This is a genomic window from Agrobacterium tumefaciens, assembly GCA_025560025.1.
Lineage (GTDB): Bacteria > Pseudomonadota > Alphaproteobacteria > Rhizobiales > Rhizobiaceae > Agrobacterium.
Genome location: CP048486.1, coordinates 2007989 through 2029873, shown reverse-complemented (window position 1 = coordinate 2029873; position 21885 = coordinate 2007989). Strand labels below are relative to the sequence as shown.

The window sequence follows — 21885 nt, the reverse complement described above, 5'->3', positions numbered from 1 at the left end:
GGAGACCACAGATGCGTGAATACATCATGGTCAGCACCGGCCTTTGGCTTGGGCTGTTCCTGACATGGTATCTCGTCACCCTGTACGATACCGATAAAATTGTTGCGCCGAACGTTGTTTCGGCGCTGCCGCAGCTGATGACCTCATCAGAATGCGAAGCCCAGTTCGGCATTCTCTTTTCGATGGGCGATAAGCTGTTGAAGGCCGGAGGCCCTGTTGTTCCCGAAGATTTGCGCCGAAACATTGAAAGCTGCATCTCCTCTGACGAGGGCAGCCGACTGAAACTGAAAGATAATCAACTCATTCGGCTTTTCCCCTGAGGCTCCGCCGACAATTAGCCCAGTCCACCAGATTTAATAACCATCAAAATCACCGATGAAAATAACGGCTTGGCAAATTGGATATATCAGGAGACACTAAATCGACAGGACATCATGTCCCGGGGGTTGCGTCTGCGTGGAGGGTGAGTATGACGTATGACTGGAGCGGCCGTAGAATGCGCCGCATGCGCGCCGCAAAACTGACGATCATCAGCCTCGTCGCGGCCTTTGTCCTGACGGCTCCGATCTTCGCCCATTATTGAGCTTCGCCACTTACCGCTACACTGGCTGCCTGATCTCGGCGCGCTTTTTCAGGCGTGTCTTCAACCATTTCTGGAGCGGCTGATCGTAATGGACCGTCAGGTACCATGAGAGAAACGTGGTTGCGATCAGGAAAACGATACCGGCTGGCAAGGCGATATTTTCGCCGTGGACACCCGGGACCAGAAATTCCGTCCAGGCCAGAAGCGGAATATGCAGCACATAAACCGCATAGGACGCCGTTCCGAGAAATCCTGACAGCACGCCGGTCCAACGGCCCGGAACCGTCTTGCTGGCCACGAACAACAGTAGCGGCCAGACGAACAGAACGATCGTGAGATCGAAAAACGGCCGCAGCTCACGCGAGACCGGGACAGCGAGGACGACGCAGACCAGCGCAAGGCAAAGCACGGCCCGGATTGGTTTCAATTCCGGCAAGCGATTGCGAAACCGGTAAATCAGCACACCTGCAAAAAACGAAAAGAACACCCGTCCCATGCCGGCATACATTTCGTTCCAGCGAAAACCCGCATGCAGCCGGCCGAATTCGGCCGCCGCGACCGTAAGCACAATGGCGCTCAAGGCCAGTATCATGATTGTCTGTTTCGTCGTCGCCCTGATACCCCAACGGGCATAAACCGCATTCACCACCAGCTCGTTGAATAGCGACCATGCCGGGCTGACGAGAAACAATGCCCCGTTCAGTGTCAGCGTGAAGGGTGCGGGAAGAAACAGCAGCCCCGTGACCAGAGCGAAGGCCAATTCGCCGGGATCAATAAGGCGATGAAGATCGTCGATCGGCGTCGGCAGGCCCAGAATATAAAGACAGATGAAATAGGCCGCCATCAGGGCCAGGGCCAGCCCATAGAGCGGGTAGAGCCGGGCAAGGCGCGCCTTCATGAAAAAGCCGGGCGTTATCGTCCGCTCGCGCAGTTTCATGCTATAGGCATGCGCCAGCACGAAACCGCTGAGTGCGAAGAACAGGTCCACCGCAAGATAACTCGACGCCGTGCTTTTCCCGAACAATGCCTCGGCATGGCGATGCACGATGAAGAGGGCAGCCACACCCCTGATGCCATCCAGCAATATGAAGCGTTCCGGGGATGAGTGGGCCATTGGCGTTGATGCTCGACGGGACTGAACAATATTCTTCCACGAAAACGAGCTTTAACCCGCAGCGGTTCATCGCTTCCAGTCACAAACTGGTCAACGCGCCAAACGCCCCATATTTAGACAGGGCATTTACCGATATCCGACGCTCTTTCGCCGCTGCCAAAGGCGTGCTACGTCCGGATGTCATCGATGTTTTGACCTTATGACTCTATGCACCACGCCCATTGGAAAACCGGCTTCGGTTTTTGCGGGAAACTTCGGCGCAAATAGGAATCGGGTAGTTCGGCGGCAAGCAACTTTCGCGGAGTCCCACCATGTCCACCATCGCAGACCGTATCAAAAAAATCATCGTCGACCAGCTGGGTGCAGATCCCGCCACGGTTGTCGAAGAGGCCAATTTTGCTGACGATCTCGGTGCCGATTCCCTCGAAGTCGTTCAGGTCGTCATGGAAATTGAGGAAGAATTCGGCGTGGAAATTCCCGATTCCGCCGCCAATACGATCCTGACAGTCGGCGACGCCATCCGCTTCATCGAAAAAAACAAGGCGTGAAGGAAAGCGGCGGGCATTACCCCGCCGACAGTGCCGCAACGGGATCGAGTTTAGAGGCGTTGCGCGCCGGCAGGTAACCGAAAACAACGCCGATCAGCGTCGAACAGACGAAGGCGGCAACAATGGGCGTCGTGGAATAGACCATTGCGAAATTGCCGCTGAAGGCGGAAAAGAGCAGGCCGAAACCGAGACTGCTCAGCACTCCGAGAGTGCCGCCGATGATGCAGACCAGCACCGCCTCGATCAGGAACTGCCGCAGAATATCGGCGCGCCGCGCGCCCACCGCCATGCGCACGCCAATTTCCGACACGCGCTCGGAGACGGAAACGAGCATGATGTTCATCACCCCGATGCCGCCCACCAGAAGCGAAATCACCGCAATCGCCGCGATCAGGAGCGTCAGGGTCTGCGTGGTGCTGGTAATCGTCTGGCGAATATCATCGGTATTAAGAATGTAGAAATCCCGCGTGCCGTGCCGCTGGGTCAGGAGCGCGGTCACCGCCTGTTCGGCAATGGCGGCATCGGTATCGTCGCTCACCTGCACGGTGATGCTGCGCAGCGACAGGCTGCCGAGGAAACGCGACTGGACGGCGGTATAGGGCAGATACAGCGACAGGTTCTGGCTTGAACCGAAACCGCCCTGCTGCGCCTGTGTAACGCCCACGATGCGGGCCGGCACCTTGCCGATGAGGATGACCTGGCCAACGGGACTGCCGCTGAAATCCGCAAACAGCGATTTGCGGGTATTTTCGTCGATCACCACCTCCTGCGCCTTCTGCGCGACGCTTGCCGCGTCGAAGAAGCGGCCCTGCGACAGCTTGGTGCCCTTGGCGACGAAATAACGCTCGCTGACACCGTTGACGAGCGCATTCGCTTCCTTCGCACCGAAACGCACCGTGCTGGAGGTCGACACCGTCGGCGTAACCGCCGCGACATAGGATTGCTTGGCGAGCGCATCGGCATCGGAGACGACCAGCGTGGTGATCTTGCCCGACCTGATGTCGCCGAAATCCTTGCCCGCGAAGATTTCAAGCGTGTTGGTGCCGAGGCTTGAAATATTCTGCAGCACGCGCTGCTGCGACCCCTGCCCCAGCGCCACGACGCTGATGACCGAGGCGATGCCGATGATGATGCCGAGCATGGTCAGGAAAGTGCGCAGCTTGTGCGCCCGCATCGACAGAAGCGCCATGAGCAAGGCTTCCCGCAGCGAGGAAACGACGCCAGATAAACTTGAAGCCCGGCCGGAAACGGCGGCGGATCTAGCCTCCTCCGGCAATATCGCCAATGCATCCGCCTTCCGGTCCGAAACGATGGCGCCGTCGCTTATTTCGATGATCCGCCCCGCGCGTCTGGCAATCGACATGTCATGGGTGACGATGATGACGGTGCGGCCTTCGGCATGCAGCTCGTCGAGAATGCGCAGCACCTCGTCGCCGCTCGCGCTGTCGAGCGCGCCGGTCGGCTCATCGGCAAGGATGACCTCGGCATCGTTCATGAGGGCGCGGGCGATGGAGACACGCTGCTGCTGGCCACCGGAAAGCTGGCCGGGACGGTGATCGAGGCGTTCCGCCATGCCAAGGCGGCCGAGCAGCCTTGCGGCATTGCTCCTGCGCTCACCCTGCGACTTGCCGGCATAGATCGCCGGTATCTCGACATTGCCGAGCGCTGTCAATTCGGCCAGCAGATGGTAACGCTGGAAGATGAAGCCGAGATTTTCGCGTCGGAGCGCCGACAATTCATCGGCATCGAGATGCGCCGTTTCCCGGCCCCTGATGCTGTAGCTTCCCGAGGTCGGCCGGTCGAGGCAGCCGAGAATATTCATCAGCGTCGACTTGCCGGAACCGGACGCGCCGACGATCGCCACCATCTCGCCGGCCTCGATGGTGAGGTCGATGTTCTTCAGCACGCTGATCGTGCCTTCACCGGAGGGATAGTCCCGCCGCACGGATTTGAGAGTGATCAAGGGATCAGCCATGGTTCAAAGCCCCATCGGCGGCCCGCCGGGCCCCGGCATGGCGTTCGTGGCGATGTCGGCGGAACGCTCGCCGGTCACAACGCGCTCGTTCTCGGCAAGGCCGGAGCGAATTTCAGCCGTAACCTTGTTGTTCAGTCCGACCTTGACCTTGCGCTCGGAAATCCTGCTATCCGCAGCCACCACGCGCACCGAATAATCGCCGTTTGCGTCCACGTTACCGAGGGCTGCGGCGGGAACTGTCAGAACGTCCTTCGCTTCACCGAGAAGGATATGAACCTCCGCCGTCATGTAGGTGCGCAGCTTGCCTTCCGGATTGGGCACCTCGAACACGCCATTATAATAGATCGCCTCCGACGATGAGGTGCTGGAAGACGATGTGGTCGATGTGGAGGAGGTCGAGGAACTGAAGCTGGAATCGCTGCGCACCGATTCAGGCGCCGGCTCTATCGAGGAAAGCGTCGCATCGTAACGCTGCTGCGGCTCGCCGAGCACCGTGAAATAGACCGGAAGATCCGGCTTCACCCGCGTCACATCCGCTTCGGAAATCTCCGTACGCACCGTCATCCGGTCCAGCTGGCCAAGGATCACGATGGTCGGTGCGGATTGCGTGGCATTGACGGTCTGCCCCTCCTGGCTGACGATCGAAAGAACCGTGCCTTCGATGGGCGCGGTGATCTTCGTATAGCCAAGATTGGCCTCGGCGGTTTCAACCGCGACCTGCGCCTCCTCGATCTGGGCGTCGATGGATTGTATCTGCGCCTCGGTGACGGCGAGTGCCGCGGTGGCGCTTTCGAAATCGGCGCGGGAGGCGGCATTCTTGGAAACCATTTCCTGCTGGCGGGCAAGGCTCTGGCGGTTGAGAACAAGGGTTGCCTGTTTCTCCACCCGCTGCGCCTTCACATTGGCAAGCGCCGCCTGCGCGGTCCGCAGGCTGTTCGTCTGGGTGACGGAATCGATCTCGGCGACGAGATCGCCCGCCTTGACCGTGTCTCCCAGCGCGACCCTGACCGCGGTAATGCGGCCGGAAGCCTGCGCGCCGACGGCGACGAGCCGAACGGGCTTCAGCGTTCCGGTTGCCAGAACCGTCTGCTCTATATCCCCGCGTGTCACCGGAGCGGTGATGTAGCCGGGCGTGGCCGCACGCGTATATTGCGAGGACAGCCAGAACCCGCCTGCAGCCAGGGCCGTAATCGCCAGCAAAACGCCTGCCTTCCGAGCCGTTTTCATTTTAACGTCCTGTCCGGCCGGTTATGGGCGCCAGCGGCTTTTCCACGGCATCCTTGCGGCAGGTGTTACGAAGAAGCCTGGAGCCCGTCTTCTCACGCTGTTCCATCTTGCAGACGGAATGTTGCCGCTTTTCCTCCTGCCGCGATTTCACCGTCGGCGTTTCCACCGCCCGTTCTTTGGCCAGGGCGACCGACCAGACGAAGCTCAGGCCGAAGACCGTTGCCAGCACCACATAGAAATATCTCATCATCGTCTTCCCGCTTGAAAATCACGCGGGGGATCGCAGGCGTGCGATCCCCCGGCTACAGCCGTTGCCGGCTGATTTCCTCCTCTACTGGGGGGCAGATTAAAGGAGGAAACTGCGAATGGTGGCGTCAGCCCCGCTCTGCCTGCGGAACCGGCGGCATTCTGCCGCCTTGCGGCGGTCCGAAACGACCGTCCTGCCCGGGCCCATGGTGCGGAGGCGGAGGTGGTGGCATCAAGGCGCGCTCGAGTTCGGCCAGTTTCAGCACCTGCTGCGGTGAAAGTTTCGGCTTCAGCGCAGCCACCGCATCCTGCAATGCCTTCGCCTGCTCAGCCTTCTTCACCATGATGCCGGCCAGTTCCTCGCCGGCAAGACGCGGTTCCGCACCCTGCGGCGGTGGCGGATTGCGATCCGCACCGGGCGAAACGAGATCGATCAGCGCCGTGGCATAGGCCCGCCACGGGCCGAGCTGTTCCGGCGTGACCCCGAGATAGATTTCGGCTGCCGAAAGTTTCGTTGCCAGTCCCAGAACACCAGGCCGCGGCATTCTACCGATATGGGGCGGCGGCGCGCGATCGGGGCCGAGATCAGCGCCGGCGGGCGGCGTGGCCTGCCCGGCTGCCTGTGGTGCCGGCGCATTCTGCTCCTCGGCCTGCGAGGCAGCGGAACCACCCAGAATTGCTGTCGCGATGACGGCGGTGGCCAGTAGCGAGTTTCTCATCTTACCTTCCTTCCGTTTTCCAACATGAAAGGACGATAGGAGCGCCGGGTTTCCGGCTTTGGTCCGAATGTTTCTGATCGTCTTCCGCAGCGGGCCTATTTGTAACCGAATGTTGCCAGACCGGCCCCAGAAAGCTTTCGTTGCAAAAAAACCGCCGCGTCCCTGCGCCGCTTATGTATAGTGGCATCAAAAGGTTGGACGATATGACGACGGTTTCGGTTACACATGTATTGATCGTTGATGACGATCCGGAAATACGCACATTGCTGGCGAAATATCTCGGCTCGCAGGGATTTCGCGTCTCTATGGCCGCCGACAGGCGCGAATTCGAGGAAAAGATCGCAAGCTCCGATCCCGATCTCATCGTGCTCGACGTGATGTTGCCGGATGGCTCGGGCCTCGATATCTGCCGCGACCTGCAGGGACGCCGACCGCGCACGCCGGTCATTCTTTTGACCGCGCTCAAGGAAGATGTGGACCGGATCGTCGGGCTGGAAATCGGCGCCGACGACTATCTCGGTAAACCCTTCAACCCACGCGAACTGACAGCGCGCATCAAGGCGGTGCTGCGCCGTGCGACACCGCAGGAGGCTCCGCGCACCGCATCTCCCGCCTATGGTTTTGCGCAGTTTACCGCCGATCCGGAGCAGCGCTCCGTCATCCGTGCCGGCGGCGGGAAGATCGAGCTGACCGGAGCGGAATTCGATCTGCTGAAAGTCTTTCTGGACAGGCCCGGCCGGCTTCTCTCCCGCGACCAGCTTCTGGACCTGACGCAGGGCAAGGACCGGGGACCTTTCGACCGCTCCATCGACGTGCTGATGAGCCGGTTGCGCAAAAAGCTGGACGCCGACACTGACACCCCGATCTTCAAGACGGTGCGCAATGGCGGTTACCAGATGACGGTGCAGGTCAGAACCCTGCCGGTGCAGCGATGAACTCGCTCCGCAACCGCATCGCGGCCCTCCTGATTGCCTCCATTATTGCGGTCATCGCACTTGCGACCGTGGTGGCCGACCGGACATTGCGGCCGCCGCCGCCCGACGCCACCATCGAGCCCCTGGCGCGCAGTCTTGCCTTTGCCGTGACGATGGCCGAGCGCGACCCGACCCTGCAACAACCCGGCTATTTTCGCATCGAACAACGGCCGCCGACAGGTGACCCGGACGGCATGCTTTCGGAGTTTCTGGAAAAGGCGCTCACCCGTGTCGGAGAACCCCGCGCCGCAATCGTCGTTCGCATGCCGGGAAACCCCGCGCCGGTCGCGGCCATCGCGCTTGAAAAAGGCGGATGGCTGGTCGCGGAAATTCCACATATTGGTCCGCCACCCGGCGGCTGGAAGGTCTTCGGCATGTGGATTGGTCTCATCATTCTCGGCAGTGCTGCGGTTTCGATCTTTGCCGCCAGCAAGATTACCCGGCCGCTCGACATGCTGGAAAATGCGGCGGCCAGCATCGGGCCGGATGGTTCGTTGCCACGCCTGCCGGAAACAGGACCGGGCGAAATCCGCGCCACGGCACGGGCGCTGAACGAACTCGCCACGCGCCTGAAGGCGGCGATGGAAAGCCGGATGCGCCTTGTCGCCGCCGCCGGCCATGATCTCAGAACGCCGATGACCCGCATGCGGCTGAGGGCAGAATTCATCGAAAGCGACGAGGAGCGGGCCAAATGGCTGGCGGACCTGGAAGAACTGGACGCTATCGCCGACAGCGCCATCATGCTGGTGCGCGAGGAGGTGAACCAGGATACCGTCCAGACAATCGATATCGGCGCGCTGCTTGGCGAAATCGTCAGGGACCTTTCCGATCTCGGCCATGCCGGTGCGCTTGACTTTACCGCGCCGGAGACGGCCATGACGATCAAGGCTGCGCCGCTCGCGCTCAAAAGGGCCTTGCGCAACCTCGTGCTCAACGCCGTCACCCATGGGAAAAAGGCACATATTGACCTGACCGAAGATGAAAACGAGATCGTCGTGACGATCCGTGATGAAGGCCCCGGCATTCCGCAGGAGCTGATCGGCCGGGTTTTCGAACCCTTCTTCCGGGTGGACCTCGCGCGGCGCAAATCGATCCCCGGCGTCGGGCTGGGCCTTGCCATTGCCAAGGAAATCATCGAGCGTTTCGGCGGCACGATCACCATCGCAAATCACAAGAAACAGGGCCTGATCCAGACGGTGATCTTCGCCAGAGCGGCCACCTGATAAAGGCCGGCACCATGCACCGGCCATAGCGCTTTTATTGACGGCAAAATACATGATAAAATTAGTCATGTTTCTTGCCTTCGGGTGATTTTTCACCTATTGAGCCCGGGATCGCTCAATCCTTCCGACCGGGAACCCGCCGCATGTGGAGCAAGCCCACGTCACGCGCACTCATCGATGATGCCGTACAGCTCTATTATGACGAGTTGTGCAAGGCCATGAACCGGCGTGGGCACACCACCGCCATCTCGCAGGAGATCGTCCACGATCTTTATCTGCGCTTGACCGGTAAACCCCGGCTTCCCGAAAATACCTCGCTCATCCGCGCCTTCCTGATCCGCGCCTGCGCCAATCTCGGCATTGATCGCCTTCGTCGCGAACAATTCGAGCGCAGGCTGTTTTCCGGCAGCATGGAGGAAGCGCTTGCCGCTCCGCAACCCGTCAGCGATGCGGACAGCCTCGCCGACAGGGAGCATCGGCTGAAGGTATTGCGACGCGCCGTGATGGGCATGTCGTTGCAGCGCCGGCAGGTCTTTCTTGCCAGCAGCATCGGAAATCTGAATTCGCTCGAGATCGCCGAGAGAAGCGGCATCAGCAAGAACATGGTCGACCGCCATCTTCGCAAAGCCTATCTCCATTGCCTGGAATGCCTGGAGGAAACGCTGTGACCGGGCTTGCAAAAAACGCCTCCATGCTGCGCGAGGAAGCTGTCGACTGGTTTCTGCATAAGCGTGAAAGACCGGACGACGCGGCACTTGCGGCGGATCTCGACGCCTGGCTGGCTGCGGATGAGAAGCATGCAAAGGCCTATGAGCGTGTCCGATGTCTGATGGGCGACGCCGGTGCTCTTCTCGCGGGCGACCAGGCGTTTCTGATGAAGGCGACACGCAAGCGCGGCGGCGGCAAAGGCAAGGCGGCAGCAGCGGCAATTGCCGGCGTCTCGCTGCTTGCCGGCTTTTATCTGGCGGATATGCCCATGCGTCTGCGTGCCGACCATATGTCCGGCACGGCGGAACGGCAGGTCGTCACCACGCCGGACGGTTCGACCATTACCCTGAACGCACATTCCGCCATCGCGCTGCGTTTCTCCGCAAAGGAGCGGCGCGTCTTGCTGCTGCGCGGGGAAATCTTCATTGAAGTCGCGCCCGATGCGGCGAGGCCCTTTTCAGTCGAGGCGGCGGGCGGCACGACCACTGCGCTCGGCACCGCCTTCGACGTGGATATGCGCAGCGAGGCGACGAGCGTGACGGTGCTGGAACACAGCGTCTCCGTGGAGACAGGCAAGCGAGGCCAGAGCGGCCGGCTGAATGAAAACCAGCGCGTGGATTATGCCTCCGACGGCAAGATGGGCAGCATCGAGACCGTCGATCCCGCCTCCATCGCCGCCTGGCGCAACGGCCGCTTCATCTTCGAGGACAAGCCGCTTGCCGAGGTGGTGGAAACCTTTGAGCGTTATCTCCCCGGCCGCATCGTCGTGACCCGGGAGAGCCTTCGGAAAAAACGGCTGTCGGGCAATTTCGATCTTTCCAATCCGAGCGCCGCTCTCGCCGATCTGGCTGCCGCCCTTGAAATCGGCGCCGTCAGGGCCGGTCCCTATCTGACGGTTCTTTATTGAATGAATTTTTTTTGGTGAGGGTGTCCCTGAAACGAAGGGCCGTTCGTTCGTGGAGCAGAACACTATTTGCTGCCCCGGAGAGGTGCCCGCCATGACAAGACCAGAACCGACTTTCCGCCACAGGACCCGCATTTCGCTATTGTCCGTTTTGCTTGCGAGTGCAGCGGTGGCAGCCATTCCCGTATCGGCTCTGGCACAGCAAACGCAGAGGATCGCGATCAATCTGCCCGCCGGCAATATGGCGACCGCGCTCAATCGTCTCGCCAGCCAGTCCGGCCTGCAGATGGTCTATGACGCTTCCGTTGCAAGGGGCCTCAAAAGCGCCCCTGTTTCGGGCACCATGACCCCGGCTGAGGCGCTGGAGCGACTGCTTTCCGGAACCGGCATCCGTTATCAGTTCATCGGTGAAAAAACCGTCCGGATGGAAATGGCGAGCCGGGCGGCCACAACGGCCGGAAACGGCGACGGGACACTTCTCGAGCCGATCACGCTCAAGGGTGGACGTGTGTTCAACGGCGACGCGCCTAGCGTTGTCGAGATCGATCAGGCTACCATCGAGGCGGCGCAAGCCACCTCCCTGCCGCAACTTCTCCAGAAAACGCCCGGTGTGAGTTCCAGCGGCGGCGTGCGATTGCAGGGCCAATCCACCGCCATTCGCGGCTTCGCCCGCCAGTCCGACGTGCGACTTCTGCTCGACGGCGCCCCGAAGAACTTCGAGCGCTACGATCAGGGCACGGTCTTCATCGATCCGGAACTTCTCAAACGCGTGGAAATCCAGAAAGGCGCGACATCCGTTCGTTATGGCAATGGTGGTTTCGGCGGCACCGTCATCATGGAAAGCAAGACGGCCTCCGACATGCTGAAACCGGGACAGACCTTCGGCGCCTGGGGCAAGACGAGCTATCAGTCGGCCAACAGGCAGCAGCTCGGATCGGCGGCCATTTACGGCAAATCGGATTTCGGCGGCCCCGTGACCTATGACGGGCTTGCCTCGGTGATCTGGCGCAAGAGCGACAATGTGCGCGTCGGCGGCGGACAGGTCTATGACGCCTCAAACGACAAGATCACCTCCTTTTCCGCCAATGCCGGCGCTGCCTATGACGGCCACGAGCTGCGCGCCTCAGTCATCTACGGCAAATCCGCCGATTACGGCCCGCTTGCCGCCAATCGCGGCGATCTGGGTCTCACCGCCTACACCATCAAGACCTATGGTTACGATCTGGCGCGGCTCAGGGCGCTTGCCTGGCGTGACATGGAGGACTTCTCCTCGACGCTGAAATATTCCTATGATGGCGACAGCGATCTCGTGAATTTCAAGGCGATGGCGAGCTTCTCCGCCACCAGCCTCGACATGACCCGCCCGACCATTCCGGGTTTCGTGCCCAGCGGATCGCTGGGCGGCATGCAGGACGATACGAAATATACCGACTTCAAGCTGGAAGCGGAGAACACCTCCAATTTCGAACTGGGCGGATTGTCCCACGTCGCCAATTATGGCGTGCAATATATGCGCCACGACCGGGACTCGTGGATGTACGACATCGCCAACCGCACCAGTGCGCAATATAATTATGGCTACTATGCATCATGGATCAAACCGGAAGGCACGCAGGAAACCATATCGGCCTTTTTCCGGGACGAAATCAGCCTGACGGACACCTTCAAGGTGACACCCGGCATCAGGTTCGACCATGTCCGCTCCGAGGGCGTTCCAAATGCGGCGCCGCGCTTTAACACTCCGGCAGCCGGGCACGATTATTCCGCCGTCTCCCATAGCGGCGCGACGCCGGCGCTCAGCATGCGCTGGGAAGCGGTTCCGGGCACCACCTTTTTCGCCGACTGGGCTTATGCCATGCGCGCGCCCGTTATCGACGAGCTTTATTCAAGCCAAAGCCTGGCAACCACGGCATCGGGAACGTCGCGCAATCTGAAAGTGGAGCGCAACAACAATTTCAACGTCGGCGTCTCGCAGCAATTCGACGAGGTGTTCCTGAAAGGCGACAGCCTGACGGCCTCGATCGGCGGCTTTTATAACAATGTCACCAATCCCATCACGCGCCGCTTCGGCACCGCCAACCTTGCCGGTGTCAAGAACGTGCCGTTTTACTGGAATACCCCTTCCTACAAGATTTACGGCCTCGACGTTTCGGCAAGCTACGATTCCGACCACATCTTTGGAAATCTCGGCCTTTCCTGGATGAACGGCTCGCGTAACGGCGCCATCAACAATGTCTATGGTCCAGATACCTATGCGAACGATCTTTCCCCGTTCACCGCCAATCTCCAGCTGGGTTACAAGCTGCCTGACTGGGATCTGGCGCTGAGCTGGAACGGACAATTTGTCGCCGCGCAGGAAAATACGCCCGCCAACCAGGGCGGCGCCACCTATGCCCGACCCGAAAGCCCCGGCTACGCCGTCCACGGCATTGCCGTCGACTGGACGCCGAAGGAAGGCTTGATGGCAGGGCTGGAAGTGCACGCCTCGGTCGACAACCTGTTCGACAAATATTACTTCCCCTATCTCAGCGACCGCATTGCCGCCATGCCGGGGCGCAATTTCAAGCTGTCGATCAGCCGCAAGTTCTGAGCGGAAGATGACTGAGTCAGCGGGGCGGAGCTTTCTGTCCCGAACATCGATAAAGGGCATCCAAACCTGCCCTCACCCTCTGTCATCCTCGGGCTTGACCCAAGGATCCATTGATCGGGCGACAGTAGATCCTCGGGTCAAGCCCGAGGATGACGTCGAGAGTGACTAGGGCTTTGCACTACTCAGTGGAGACCGCTTAGGCCCTCACCCCACTATCATCTCAGAAGAAGCCCCTCGGCATAGGCCATCATCAGCGGCCCCACACCCTTGGCATCATCGGACACCACCGGCTCGGTCAGATAATATCCCGGCGAGCCGTCGCGATATTTGCCCTCGAAGCCGCCGAGCCCCGCGACGTGGACGATGCCGGTAAGGCGGGTGATGCCCTCTTCGTCCACCTTGAGCCGCGTCTCCAGCAGCGCCTTAAGCGCGCGGCGGCCCGCCGAAACGGCGGCATCGGCCTCCTCGCCCTGCAAAAGTCCCAGCCGGGCAGCACGCAGCAGAGCGTAGGCGAACATGGCCGACGCGGAGGTTTCCTCGTAATTTCCGGCAAGGGTTGAATTGTCGAGCACCTGCATCCAGAGACCGGCTTCCGTCTGCCGCGCAACAATGCCGGCCAGAAGCAGACGTGCACGCTCGCGAAGCGGTGCTGTCGCGCCATCCTCGGGCAGAATGACCAATGCATCGACCAGCGCCATGGCAAGCCAGCCGACGGCACGCGCCCAGATGGCGGGCGACTGGCCGGTCGAGGGGTCAGCCCAGCGCTGGCTGCGGCTCTCGTCATAACCATGGACGTAAAGCCCGCGGGCATCTGCGGTGAGCGAAAGTGCGGATGAAAACTGCCGCAGGGCATCGTCGATCAGCTCGGTGCGACCCGTCGCCTGCGCATATTCGATCTGGAAGGGCAGCCCCATATAAAGCCCGTCCAGCCAGACCTGATGCGGATAACGCTGCTTGTGCCAATAATTGCCGGCAGCAATGCGCGGATGGGTGCGGAGTTGGCCCGCCAGATGATCCGCCGCGGCAAGGTAACGCGCGTCACCCGTTTCCGCGGCAAGGGGAAAGAGAATGCGGCCGGCCAGAATATGATCGATATTATATTCTGACGGTTTGTAGCCGGTGAGCGTTCCATCCGCCGATATCTGGGCGTCGGCCAGCCGATGGAGGTGGTGACGCCAGCGCTCATCGCCACTGGCCTCGAATAAGAGCTGTAGCCCCCGATAGACACATCCATCCTCATAACACCAGCTACCGCCCTTGTAGGGCTTATAGAGAATGGAGAATTGGTCAAAATAATCAGTGGCTTTCATGGGTTTTCTCAATAAATTTCTGACAGATGAAATGGGTCTGCCTGCGCCGGACCCCATGCATCATGGCCCCGCCGGAATGGCGAGGCCTGTTTTTGAAGATCCCGTTGCACTCACCGGAAGAGCGACGGCAACCAAAGCGAAAGTGACGGGATATAGGTCACGGCAAGCAGCACCGCGATGCTTGCTCCAAAGAACGGCCAGATCGTCCGCATCGCTTCCCTGATCGATATGCCGCCGACCGCGCATCCGACAAAGAGCACCGTTCCGACCGGTGGCGTGTTGAGACCGATACCGGCATTGAGGATCATGACGACGCCGAAATGCACCGGGTCGATGCCGAAGGCCTTCACGACAGGCAAAAGCACCGGCGTTGAAATGATGACCATCGGCGCCATGTCCATGAAGGTGCCGAGCAGCAGCAGAATGACGTTGATGACCAGCAGCACGATGATCGGATTGTCCGAAATCGCGCTGATTGTCGCGATCATCAGCGTCTGCACCTGCAGGAACGCCATCAGCCAGCCGAAGGATGCCGCCGTGCCGATGACAAGCAAAACCATGGCCGTCGTCCGCACCGCTCCCATCACCGCTTCCACGAAACCGCTCCAGTTGAGTTCGCGATAGACCAGCATGGCGACGAGGAAGGCATAGAGAACGGCGATGCAGGAGCTTTCCGTTGCGGTGAAGATGCCCGAACGCACGCCGCCGAAGATGATGCCGATCAGCAGGATGCCGGGGAACGACGCCAGAAGGTAATACATCAGCTTGGAAAAGCCGGGGAATGGCTCGGAGGGATAACCCTTGCGCCGCGCAACGATATAGGCGGTGACCATCAGGGCTGCGGCAAGCAGGAGGCCCGGAATGATGCCGGCGGTGAAGAGATCGGCCACCGAGACATTGCCGCCCGCCGCGATCGAATAAAGGATCATATTGTGCGATGGCGGGATCATCAGTGCGATGATGGCGGCATTGACGGTGACATTGACGGCATAGTCCCTGTCATAACCGCGCTTGGCCATTTGCGGGATCATCAACCCGCCGACGGCGGATGCATCCGCCACAGCCGAACCGGAAATACCGCCGAACAGCGTCGAGGCGACGATATTGACCTGCCCGAGACCGCCGCGCAGATGGCCGACAAGACCGGCCGCGAAACGGATGAGTCGATGGGCGATACCGCCGCGCACCATCAGGTCACCGGCGAAGATGAAAAACGGGATCGCCATCATCGCAAACACGTTCATGCCGGAATTCATCTGCTGGAACACCACGATGGGCGGCAGGCCGAGATAAAGCACGGTAACGAAAGAAGCGATGCCAAGGCAGAAGGCGATCGGCGTGCCGATCAGCATCAGAAGGGTGAAGACACCGAAGAGGATGGTGTAAGCCATTTACGCGGCCTCCTGCACGAGAATATCCGCCGCGATCTCCTCGCCGATGGCGAGATCGACAAAACGTTCGGCCGCAAACAGCGCAATGAGGAAACCACCCCCCACGAGCGGGAAGAAATCCGTGCCGCCCGGCCAGCCGAGAACCGGGACCGTTGCCGTCCATGTCCCGATGGAAAGCGATGTTCCGTACCAGGCCATGCCGACACCGAAGAAAAAGATCAGGGCAAGGCTGGTCAGGTCCATTCCCTTCTGTATGCGCGGCGGCATCAAGTAACGCAGAATATCCAGCCCCAGATGCACGCTCTCCCGCACACCGACTGCGGCCCCCAGCATGATGAACCATGACATGAGGTGAAGCGACAGCGGTTCCGACCAGCTGGGTGAATCATTCAGGATATAACGGGCAAAGACCTGCCAGCCGACGATAAGCGTCATGGCGACCATGCCGATACCGGCAATATAGAGCGACGCATGGCTGAGTGCGCCGAGAAATGGGCGAACCGCCCGCATGAAGTTTCGCATTTGCCTTCCTCCTCCTCCTTCAAACAAGACGGCTGCAAAAGAAAACCGGCCCTGTTGCCAGAGCCGGTTTCCCTCAATGTCACTTCACCGCTTTGACCCGTTCCAGAAGGTCCTTCATCTTCGGATCGGTCACGAACTTGTCGTAGACCGGACCCATCGCCGCCGCGAACTCCTCCTTGTTGACCTTGATGACGTTGACGCCACCGGCGCGCACCTTTTCTTCCGAGGCCTTTTCGCGGGCGCTCCAGAGTTCGCGCATCTTGCCAACGGAATCCTTGGCCGCCTGACGCAGCAGCTTCTGGTCTTCCGGCGAGAGCTTGTCATAGGAGACCTTGGAAATGACGAGGATTTCCGGGTTCAGCGAATGCTCCGTCAGGGAGTAGTTTTTCGCGACTTCGTAATGGCGGGCGGATTCGTAAGACGGCCAGTTGTTTTCCGCACCGTCGACAACGCCGGTTTCAAGCGAGGAATAAACCTCGCCCATCGGCATCGGCGTCGGGTTGGCGCCGAAGGCCTGCATCATCGAAATCCACAGATCCGATTGCTGCACACGGATTTTCAGGCCCTTAAGATCAGCCAGTTTTTCGATGGGCTTTTTGGTGGTGTAGAAGGAACGCGCGCCGGAATCATAAAAGGCAAGACCGACAAGGCCGTGCGGTTCAAAGGCCGCGAGAACCTCGTCGCCGATCGGGCCGTCAACGGTATTGTGCATGTGCTCCGTCGAACGGAACAGGAAAGGCAGGCCGAGGACGGTGGTTTCCTTCACCAGATTGTTGAAGGGCGCGGCATTGACGCGATTCATGTCAATGACGCCGAAACGGGTCTGCTCGATGGTGTCTTTCTCACCGCCGAGAACCGAATTGTTCATGACCTGTATCTTGATGCGGCCATTGGACCGCTCAGACAGGAGCTCGCCCATATATTTCACGGCTTCGACCGTCGGATAACCGTCGGGATGGATGTCTGCAGAACGCAGGGTGATTTCCTGCGCCTTGGCGGAAACGCCCGCGAGCGCGATCCCCATCGCGACGCACATCATGCTTGCAATCTTTTTCATGTCTTCCTCCTCCGTTGTAACAACGGTCCAGCCCCTCCAGGCTATAGGACCGAATTTTCACGCCCATCCGGGCCGGCATGCAAAGACCTTTCACTTGACAAGGACGATGGGACCTCCCTTTCCCAACCATCCCGGATTGACACTATGCCGCCACGAATGGCGGCAGCTTGAACAGGACCTCGGGGTTATCCACCAGCGCGCGCTGGCGCGCCGCCTTATCCGGCAGCCAGCCAAGAACCAGCTCCGCAAGGCGGGCATCGTCCGGATAGGCCGCAGTCTCGCGGATGGAATTATGCGGCCAGTTGGTGCCCCAGATGATGCGCTCCGGCGCATGGGCCGCGACTACGCGCGAAAAGGCGGCAACATCCTCATAGGGCCAGCTCTCACGCGAACTTTCATACACCCCGGCGAATTTGAACCAGAGATTGCCGCGATCGATGAGTTTCAGAAGCGCGGCCATTTCCGGGCCATCGGTTTTAATCCCCCTGAAGAACTTGCCATGGTGGTCGAACACCCAGCGCGAGCGGATTGTCTCAAGGCGCGGCAGATGATCGAGCAGCGTATTGCCGTCGAACTGCACCGCAACCATCCAGTCAGCCGCATGAGCACGCTCGTCCACCGCTTCCAGTTCGGAAAGGTTCACGGCACCGCCCGGCAGATCCATGATACGCGCGCCGACAGCGCCAGCGGCCGCCAGTTGCTCCATGTCCTTTTCCGTCGTGCCGGCATCGATGATCACCACCGCACGCGCGGCCTCGCCCATCTCGACAACACAGGCAAGCGTATTGGCATTGTCACGCTGATGGGCATTGCCCTGGGTGATGATGACGCGGTCTATGCCAAGCCATTGCATCAGCTGTCGGTACTCGGCAGGCCCGGGAAGCGAGCCCGGCGGCAGGCCCGGCCCGCCCGGCAAGGCGGGATATCCCGGCAGATAGAGATGCATCTGCGTGTCCACAGCCCCCTTCGGAAAGGATGGCTTCGGCGGGGTACCGGTCAGCTGGCGTTCAAGCTCGCTCATGCGTCAGGCATCCTGAATTCGGTAAGCGCATCGCGATTGATCTCGATGCCGAGGCCTGGGCCATTGGGAATGGCGACAACGCCGTTCACCGCCTCGATCGGCTGTTTCAGCACGGCCTGGCGGAAGGGATTGGGCGTGCGGTCGAATTCCATGATCGGCTCGATGGGGTTGACCCGCACCGGATCGGGCGTCATCGCCGCCATGAATTGCAGGGCGGCGGCAATCTGCACACCGGTGCCCCAGACATGCGGTACAATGCGCACGCCGTGGAGTGTTGCGAGCGTGGCAATCTTCTGCGTTTCGGAAAAACCGCCGCAGCCGCAGAGGTCGGGCTGGAGAATATCCACCGCACCGGCGGAAAGCGCCTGCCACATGCCATAACGCCCATGCCAGGTCTCGCCGCCCGCAACCGGAATAGGCTGTCCTGCCCGAACGCGGGCATAGGCATCAAGCTGTTCGGGAACCACCGGCTCCTCGAACCAGTCGATACCATAGTCAGCCGCACGGTTGCCAAGCGTGATGGCTTCCGTGACGGTATAACCATGATTGGCATCGATCATCAGCCGCATATCCGGCCCGATCGCCTCACGCACGGCGGCGATGACGCGAAGATCCTCCTCAATGCCGAAACCGATCTTGATCTTGCAGGCGTGGAAACCGTCTGCCCGACGTTCCGCCATCTCAGCGGCATTGTCGGAGACACGGTCTACACCGTCGCGCTTGAAGCTGCCGGTGGCATAGGCGCGGACGCTTTCGCGCCAACGTCCGCCCAGCAACATCGAAACGGAAGCGCCGTAATGCTTGCCCTTGATATCCCAGAGCGCGATATCGATGCCGGACAAAGCGGTGAGGCTGAGGCCGCGCTGACCCTGATCACGCAGGGCGTTATAAAGCACGGCCCAGATCTTTTCGGTCTGGCGCGGGTCCTGGCCGATGAGCCAGCCGGAATAGGCCTGAACCACGGCGGCGTTCGGTCTGGCCGGACCGAGGCATTCGCCCCAGCCGACGGTTCCGTCATCGCATTCGATTTCCACCAGAATATGGGCACGCCGGTCAAAGCGCATGGAGGCGCTTTCAAACGGCGTGTCCAGCCGATGTTCGAGCAGATGCGTGCGCACCGCTGTTATCTTCATCGCTCCCCTCCCGTTTTGCCCGGATCAGGCCCGTATCAGACCTTACGCTTATGCGTGCCGATCAGGGCATCGAGCATGCCGATTTCCTCATTGGTCAAATCCTTCAACGGCGCACGCACCGGGCCGGCATCAAAGCCCTGCAGGCGAACACCCGCCTTGATGGCGGAGACGGCGTAACCCTTGGCGCGGTTGCGGATCGCCATGAACGGATAGAAGAAGTCAACGAGAATACGTTCGCAGGTGGCGCGCTCGCCGGCACGCAGCGCCGCGTAGAATTCGTTGGCAAGACCCGGCACGAAGTTGAAGACGGCAGAGGAATAGGTGGTGAAGCCGGCGCCGAGATAGGCTTCGGCAAACAGTTCCGCCGTCGGCATGCCGCCGAGATACATCAGGCGGTCACCCATCTTGGCGGTGATCTGGCGAACGAGACCGATATCGCCGGTGCCATCCTTGAAGCCGACAAGGTTCGGGCATTCATCGCAAAGACGCGCCAGCGTATCCGCCTGGAGCACCGAATTGTCGCGGTTATAAACCATGACGCCGATACCGACCGACTGGCAGACCTTTTTGATATGCGCGTAGAGGCCTTCCTGCGGCGCATCGATGAGGTAATGCGGCAGAAGCAGGATGCCGTCAGCACCGACCTTTTCGACGGAACGGGCGATATCGACCGCAACCTCGGTGCCGTAGCCGCAGCCGGAAACGATTGCCGTTTCACCGGCCACTTCCTTGGCAGCGGAAACGATGGTGGGGATTTCATCCGGCTTCAGCGAGAAGAACTCGCCCGTGCCGCCAGCGGCAAACAGCACCGGCGCCTTGTATCCGGCGAGCCATTCGACATGCGCCCTGTAGCTATCGGCCGCAAAACGGCCCTCGGAATCAAAATGGGTGACCGGGAAGGAGAGCAGGCCGGAGCCGAGCGCCGCCTTGATTTGTTCAGGGTTCATGGACGAAATTCCTCTGCAAGTTCACTGACTGAAAGCCACCTAAACCGCTTGCCGTATACTTGTCAATAAGTCATCATACAAGTTATATGATGAATTTTCGAAACTGGCGCGGATCAGCGCGCCAGCCAGCCGCCATCCACATTCAAAATGGCGCCATGCACATAATCCGCCGCCGGCGATGCGAGGAAAACCGCCGCCCCGGCAATATCTTCGGAATGCCCCCATCGGCCAGCCGGGATACGCTCGAGAATGGCCTTGTTGCGGGCCACATCCGCGCGCAGCGCCTCGGTATTGTTGGTTTCGATGTAACCCGGCGCGATGGCATTCACGTTGATGCCCTTTGCGGCCCATTCATTCGCCAGAAGCTTGGTGAGACCGGCCACGCCATGTTTCGCCGCCGTGTAGGAGGGCACGCGGATGCCACCCTGAAACGACAGGAGCGAGGCGATATTGACCACCTTGCCGGAGCGACCTTTCGCCAGCAGCTCTTTCGCGAAAGCCTGCGTGGTGAAAAACAGCGCCTTGAGATTGACGTCCATCACCTCGTCCCAGTCGAGTTCGGAAAACTCGACGGAATCGGCACGGCGGATAATGCCGGCATTGTTGACGAGAATATCCAGACCGGCATTGGCAAAGCTGTCCTTCGCCGCCAAGGGATCGGCAAAGTCGATCGTGAGCGCGCTGGCCTTGCCGCCATTCTTCGCAATCAGTTCCAGCGTTTCGTCGGGCGCACGGCGCGCAGCGCAGACCACTTCCGCACCGGCGGCGGCAAGGCCGATGGCGATTGCCTGGCCGAGCCCCGTATTTGCGCCCGTCACCAATGCCTTACGCCCTTGAAGCGAAAAGGGATTTTTCATTTCAGACCCCCCGGCTGGATGAAGTCCATGTCGGTATAGTCGACATTGTCTCCCGCCATCGCCCAGATGAAGGTGTAGGAGCCGATGCCGGCGCCGGAATGGATCGACCACGGCGGCGAAACCGCACCCTCTTCATTCGAGATGAACAGATGCCGGGTTTCCTGCGGCTCACCCATCAGGTGCAGAACACGGGATTTCTCATCCATGCCGAAATAGAGATAGGCCTCCATGCGGCGATCATGAATATGGGAAGGGATGGTATTCCAGACGGAGCCATCCTCCAGCGTCGTATAACCCAGCACCAGCTGGCAGCTTTCCATGACAAGCGGATGGATGAACTGGTTGATGGTGCGCTTGTTGGAAGTCTCCGTTGCGCCGAGCTTGACCTCCTTGCTGTCGGCAAGGCTGACGAGCTTTGCCGGCAGGCTGCGATGGGCCGGGCACGACGTGATGTAGAATCGACCTGCCCCGTCGAAAGTAACGGCACCGCTGCCCGCGCCGAGATAAAGCACGTCGCCACGATTGAGCGTGTAGCTCTGCCCGCCGGCGCTGACGGTGCCGGTCTCGCCGATATTGACGATGCCCATCTCGCGCCGGTCAAGAAAAGACGGCGTCTTCGTTTCTTCTACCTTGTCCAGCGTCAGCGGCGCGCCGTTCGGCACCGCGCCGCCCATGACGAAACGGTCGTAATGGGTATAGATCAGTCTGATTTCACCGGAACGGAACATGTCGCTGGCGAGGAAATGCTTGCGAAGCCCTTCGGTATCGAGCGTTTTAGCAAATTCCGGGTTGACGGCCTGCCTTGTTTCGACGGTCAGCATCAAACTCATCCTTCA

Annotated in this window: 21 protein-coding genes; 7 read left to right on the top strand and 14 right to left on the bottom strand. The window is 60.3% G+C overall.

Annotation, left to right across the window (positions count from 1 at the left end; genetic code table 11):
- The first annotated feature begins 11 nt into the window (after window positions 1-11).
- On the top strand, window positions 12-320 hold the full coding sequence (locus FY152_23185; GenBank protein ID UXS34995.1) for a hypothetical protein: 309 nt from the start codon (window positions 12-14) through the stop codon (window positions 318-320).
- A 279-nt stretch (window positions 321-599) separates the two neighbouring features.
- On the opposite strand, the gene FY152_23180 is transcribed toward FY152_23185, so the two are convergent.
- A complete protein-coding gene (locus FY152_23180; protein UXS34994.1) occupies window positions 600-1697 on the bottom strand; it encodes an acyltransferase in 1098 nt (365 codons plus the stop codon).
- Window positions 1698-2008: 311 nt separating this feature from the next.
- On the opposite strand from FY152_23180, the gene FY152_23175 reads away from it, so the two are divergent.
- The gene (locus FY152_23175; protein ID UXS34993.1) at window positions 2009-2245 is read left to right on the top strand and encodes an acyl carrier protein; all 237 of its coding nucleotides are present in this window, start codon (window positions 2009-2011) and stop codon (window positions 2243-2245) included.
- Window positions 2246-2261: 16 nt separating this feature from the next.
- On the opposite strand, the gene macB is transcribed toward FY152_23175, so the two are convergent.
- The 4 genes from macB to FY152_23155 all read right to left on the bottom strand — a co-directional run bounded on the left by macB (window position 2262) and on the right by FY152_23155 (window position 6412).
- On the bottom strand, window positions 2262-4220 hold the full coding sequence (macB, locus tag FY152_23170; protein UXS34992.1) for a MacB family efflux pump subunit: 1959 nt from the start codon (window positions 4218-4220) through the stop codon (window positions 2262-2264).
- Between the two features lie 3 nt (window positions 4221-4223).
- Entirely contained in the window at window positions 4224-5447 is a 1224-nt protein-coding gene (locus tag FY152_23165) for an efflux RND transporter periplasmic adaptor subunit (GenBank protein UXS34991.1), read from the bottom strand.
- A 1-nt stretch (window position 5448) separates the two neighbouring features.
- Window positions 5449-5694, bottom strand: a complete 246-nt coding sequence (locus tag FY152_23160) for a hypothetical protein (protein ID UXS34990.1) — start codon at window positions 5692-5694, stop codon at window positions 5449-5451.
- 127 nt (window positions 5695-5821) lie between these two features.
- Entirely contained in the window at window positions 5822-6412 is a 591-nt protein-coding gene (locus FY152_23155) for a hypothetical protein (GenBank protein ID UXS34989.1), read from the bottom strand.
- A gap of 173 nt (window positions 6413-6585) precedes the next feature.
- Between FY152_23155 and FY152_23150 the strand changes: the two genes are divergently transcribed.
- From FY152_23150 to FY152_23130, 5 genes are all read left to right on the top strand, one after another.
- Window positions 6586-7347: a response regulator transcription factor gene (locus FY152_23150; protein ID UXS35167.1), complete on the top strand. Its 762-nt coding sequence runs from the start codon at window positions 6586-6588 to the stop codon at window positions 7345-7347.
- Window positions 7344-8609 carry a HAMP domain-containing protein gene (locus FY152_23145; GenBank protein ID UXS34988.1) on the top strand — a complete coding sequence of 422 codons (1266 nt, stop codon included), beginning with the start codon at window positions 7344-7346 and terminating at the stop codon, window positions 8607-8609. The genes FY152_23150 and FY152_23145 overlap by 4 nt, the downstream gene beginning before the upstream one ends.
- A 143-nt stretch (window positions 8610-8752) precedes the next feature.
- Complete coding sequence (locus tag FY152_23140) at window positions 8753-9277, top strand: RNA polymerase sigma factor (protein UXS34987.1); 525 nt, start codon at window positions 8753-8755, stop codon at window positions 9275-9277.
- Window positions 9274-10224 carry a DUF4880 domain-containing protein gene (locus FY152_23135; GenBank protein UXS34986.1) on the top strand — a complete coding sequence of 317 codons (951 nt, stop codon included), beginning with the start codon at window positions 9274-9276 and terminating at the stop codon, window positions 10222-10224. Before FY152_23140 ends, FY152_23135 begins: the two co-directional genes overlap by 4 nt.
- A 148-nt stretch (window positions 10225-10372) precedes the next feature.
- Window positions 10373-12811 (top strand): TonB-dependent receptor, encoded by a 2439-nt coding sequence (locus tag FY152_23130; protein ID UXS35166.1) that lies wholly within the window; start codon window positions 10373-10375, stop codon window positions 12809-12811.
- A gap of 215 nt (window positions 12812-13026) precedes the next feature.
- Here the strand turns inward: FY152_23130 and FY152_23125 are convergent, their stop codons facing one another.
- From FY152_23125 to kduI, 9 genes are all read right to left on the bottom strand, one after another.
- Entirely contained in the window at window positions 13027-14121 is a 1095-nt protein-coding gene (locus FY152_23125; GenBank protein UXS34985.1) for a di-trans,poly-cis-decaprenylcistransferase, read from the bottom strand.
- 110 nt (window positions 14122-14231) lie between these two features.
- Window positions 14232-15512: a TRAP transporter large permease gene (locus FY152_23120; GenBank protein ID UXS34984.1), complete on the bottom strand. Its 1281-nt coding sequence runs from the start codon at window positions 15510-15512 to the stop codon at window positions 14232-14234.
- The gene (locus tag FY152_23115; GenBank protein UXS34983.1) at window positions 15513-16034 is read right to left on the bottom strand and encodes a TRAP transporter small permease; all 522 of its coding nucleotides are present in this window, start codon (window positions 16032-16034) and stop codon (window positions 15513-15515) included. It lies immediately after the preceding gene.
- 79 nt (window positions 16035-16113) lie between these two features.
- Window positions 16114-17091, bottom strand: coding sequence for a TRAP transporter substrate-binding protein (locus FY152_23110; GenBank protein ID UXS34982.1), 978 nt, complete (start codon window positions 17089-17091; stop codon window positions 16114-16116).
- A gap of 142 nt (window positions 17092-17233) precedes the next feature.
- A complete protein-coding gene (locus FY152_23105; GenBank protein ID UXS34981.1) occupies window positions 17234-18112 on the bottom strand; it encodes an amidohydrolase family protein in 879 nt (292 codons plus the stop codon).
- Window positions 18109-19245: a mandelate racemase/muconate lactonizing enzyme family protein gene (locus FY152_23100; GenBank protein ID UXS34980.1), complete on the bottom strand. Its 1137-nt coding sequence runs from the start codon at window positions 19243-19245 to the stop codon at window positions 18109-18111. The genes FY152_23105 and FY152_23100 overlap by 4 nt, the downstream gene beginning before the upstream one ends.
- Window positions 19246-19280: 35 nt before the next feature.
- Window positions 19281-20192, bottom strand: coding sequence for a 5-dehydro-4-deoxyglucarate dehydratase (gene kdgD, locus FY152_23095; protein ID UXS34979.1), 912 nt, complete (start codon window positions 20190-20192; stop codon window positions 19281-19283).
- 113 nt (window positions 20193-20305) lie between these two features.
- On the bottom strand, window positions 20306-21049 hold the full coding sequence (gene kduD, locus FY152_23090; protein UXS34978.1) for a 2-dehydro-3-deoxy-D-gluconate 5-dehydrogenase KduD: 744 nt from the start codon (window positions 21047-21049) through the stop codon (window positions 20306-20308).
- Window positions 21046-21870 (bottom strand): 5-dehydro-4-deoxy-D-glucuronate isomerase, encoded by an 825-nt coding sequence (kduI, locus tag FY152_23085; protein UXS34977.1) that lies wholly within the window; start codon window positions 21868-21870, stop codon window positions 21046-21048. Before kduI ends, kduD begins: the two co-directional genes overlap by 4 nt.
- Window positions 21871-21885: the final 15 nt, after the last annotated feature.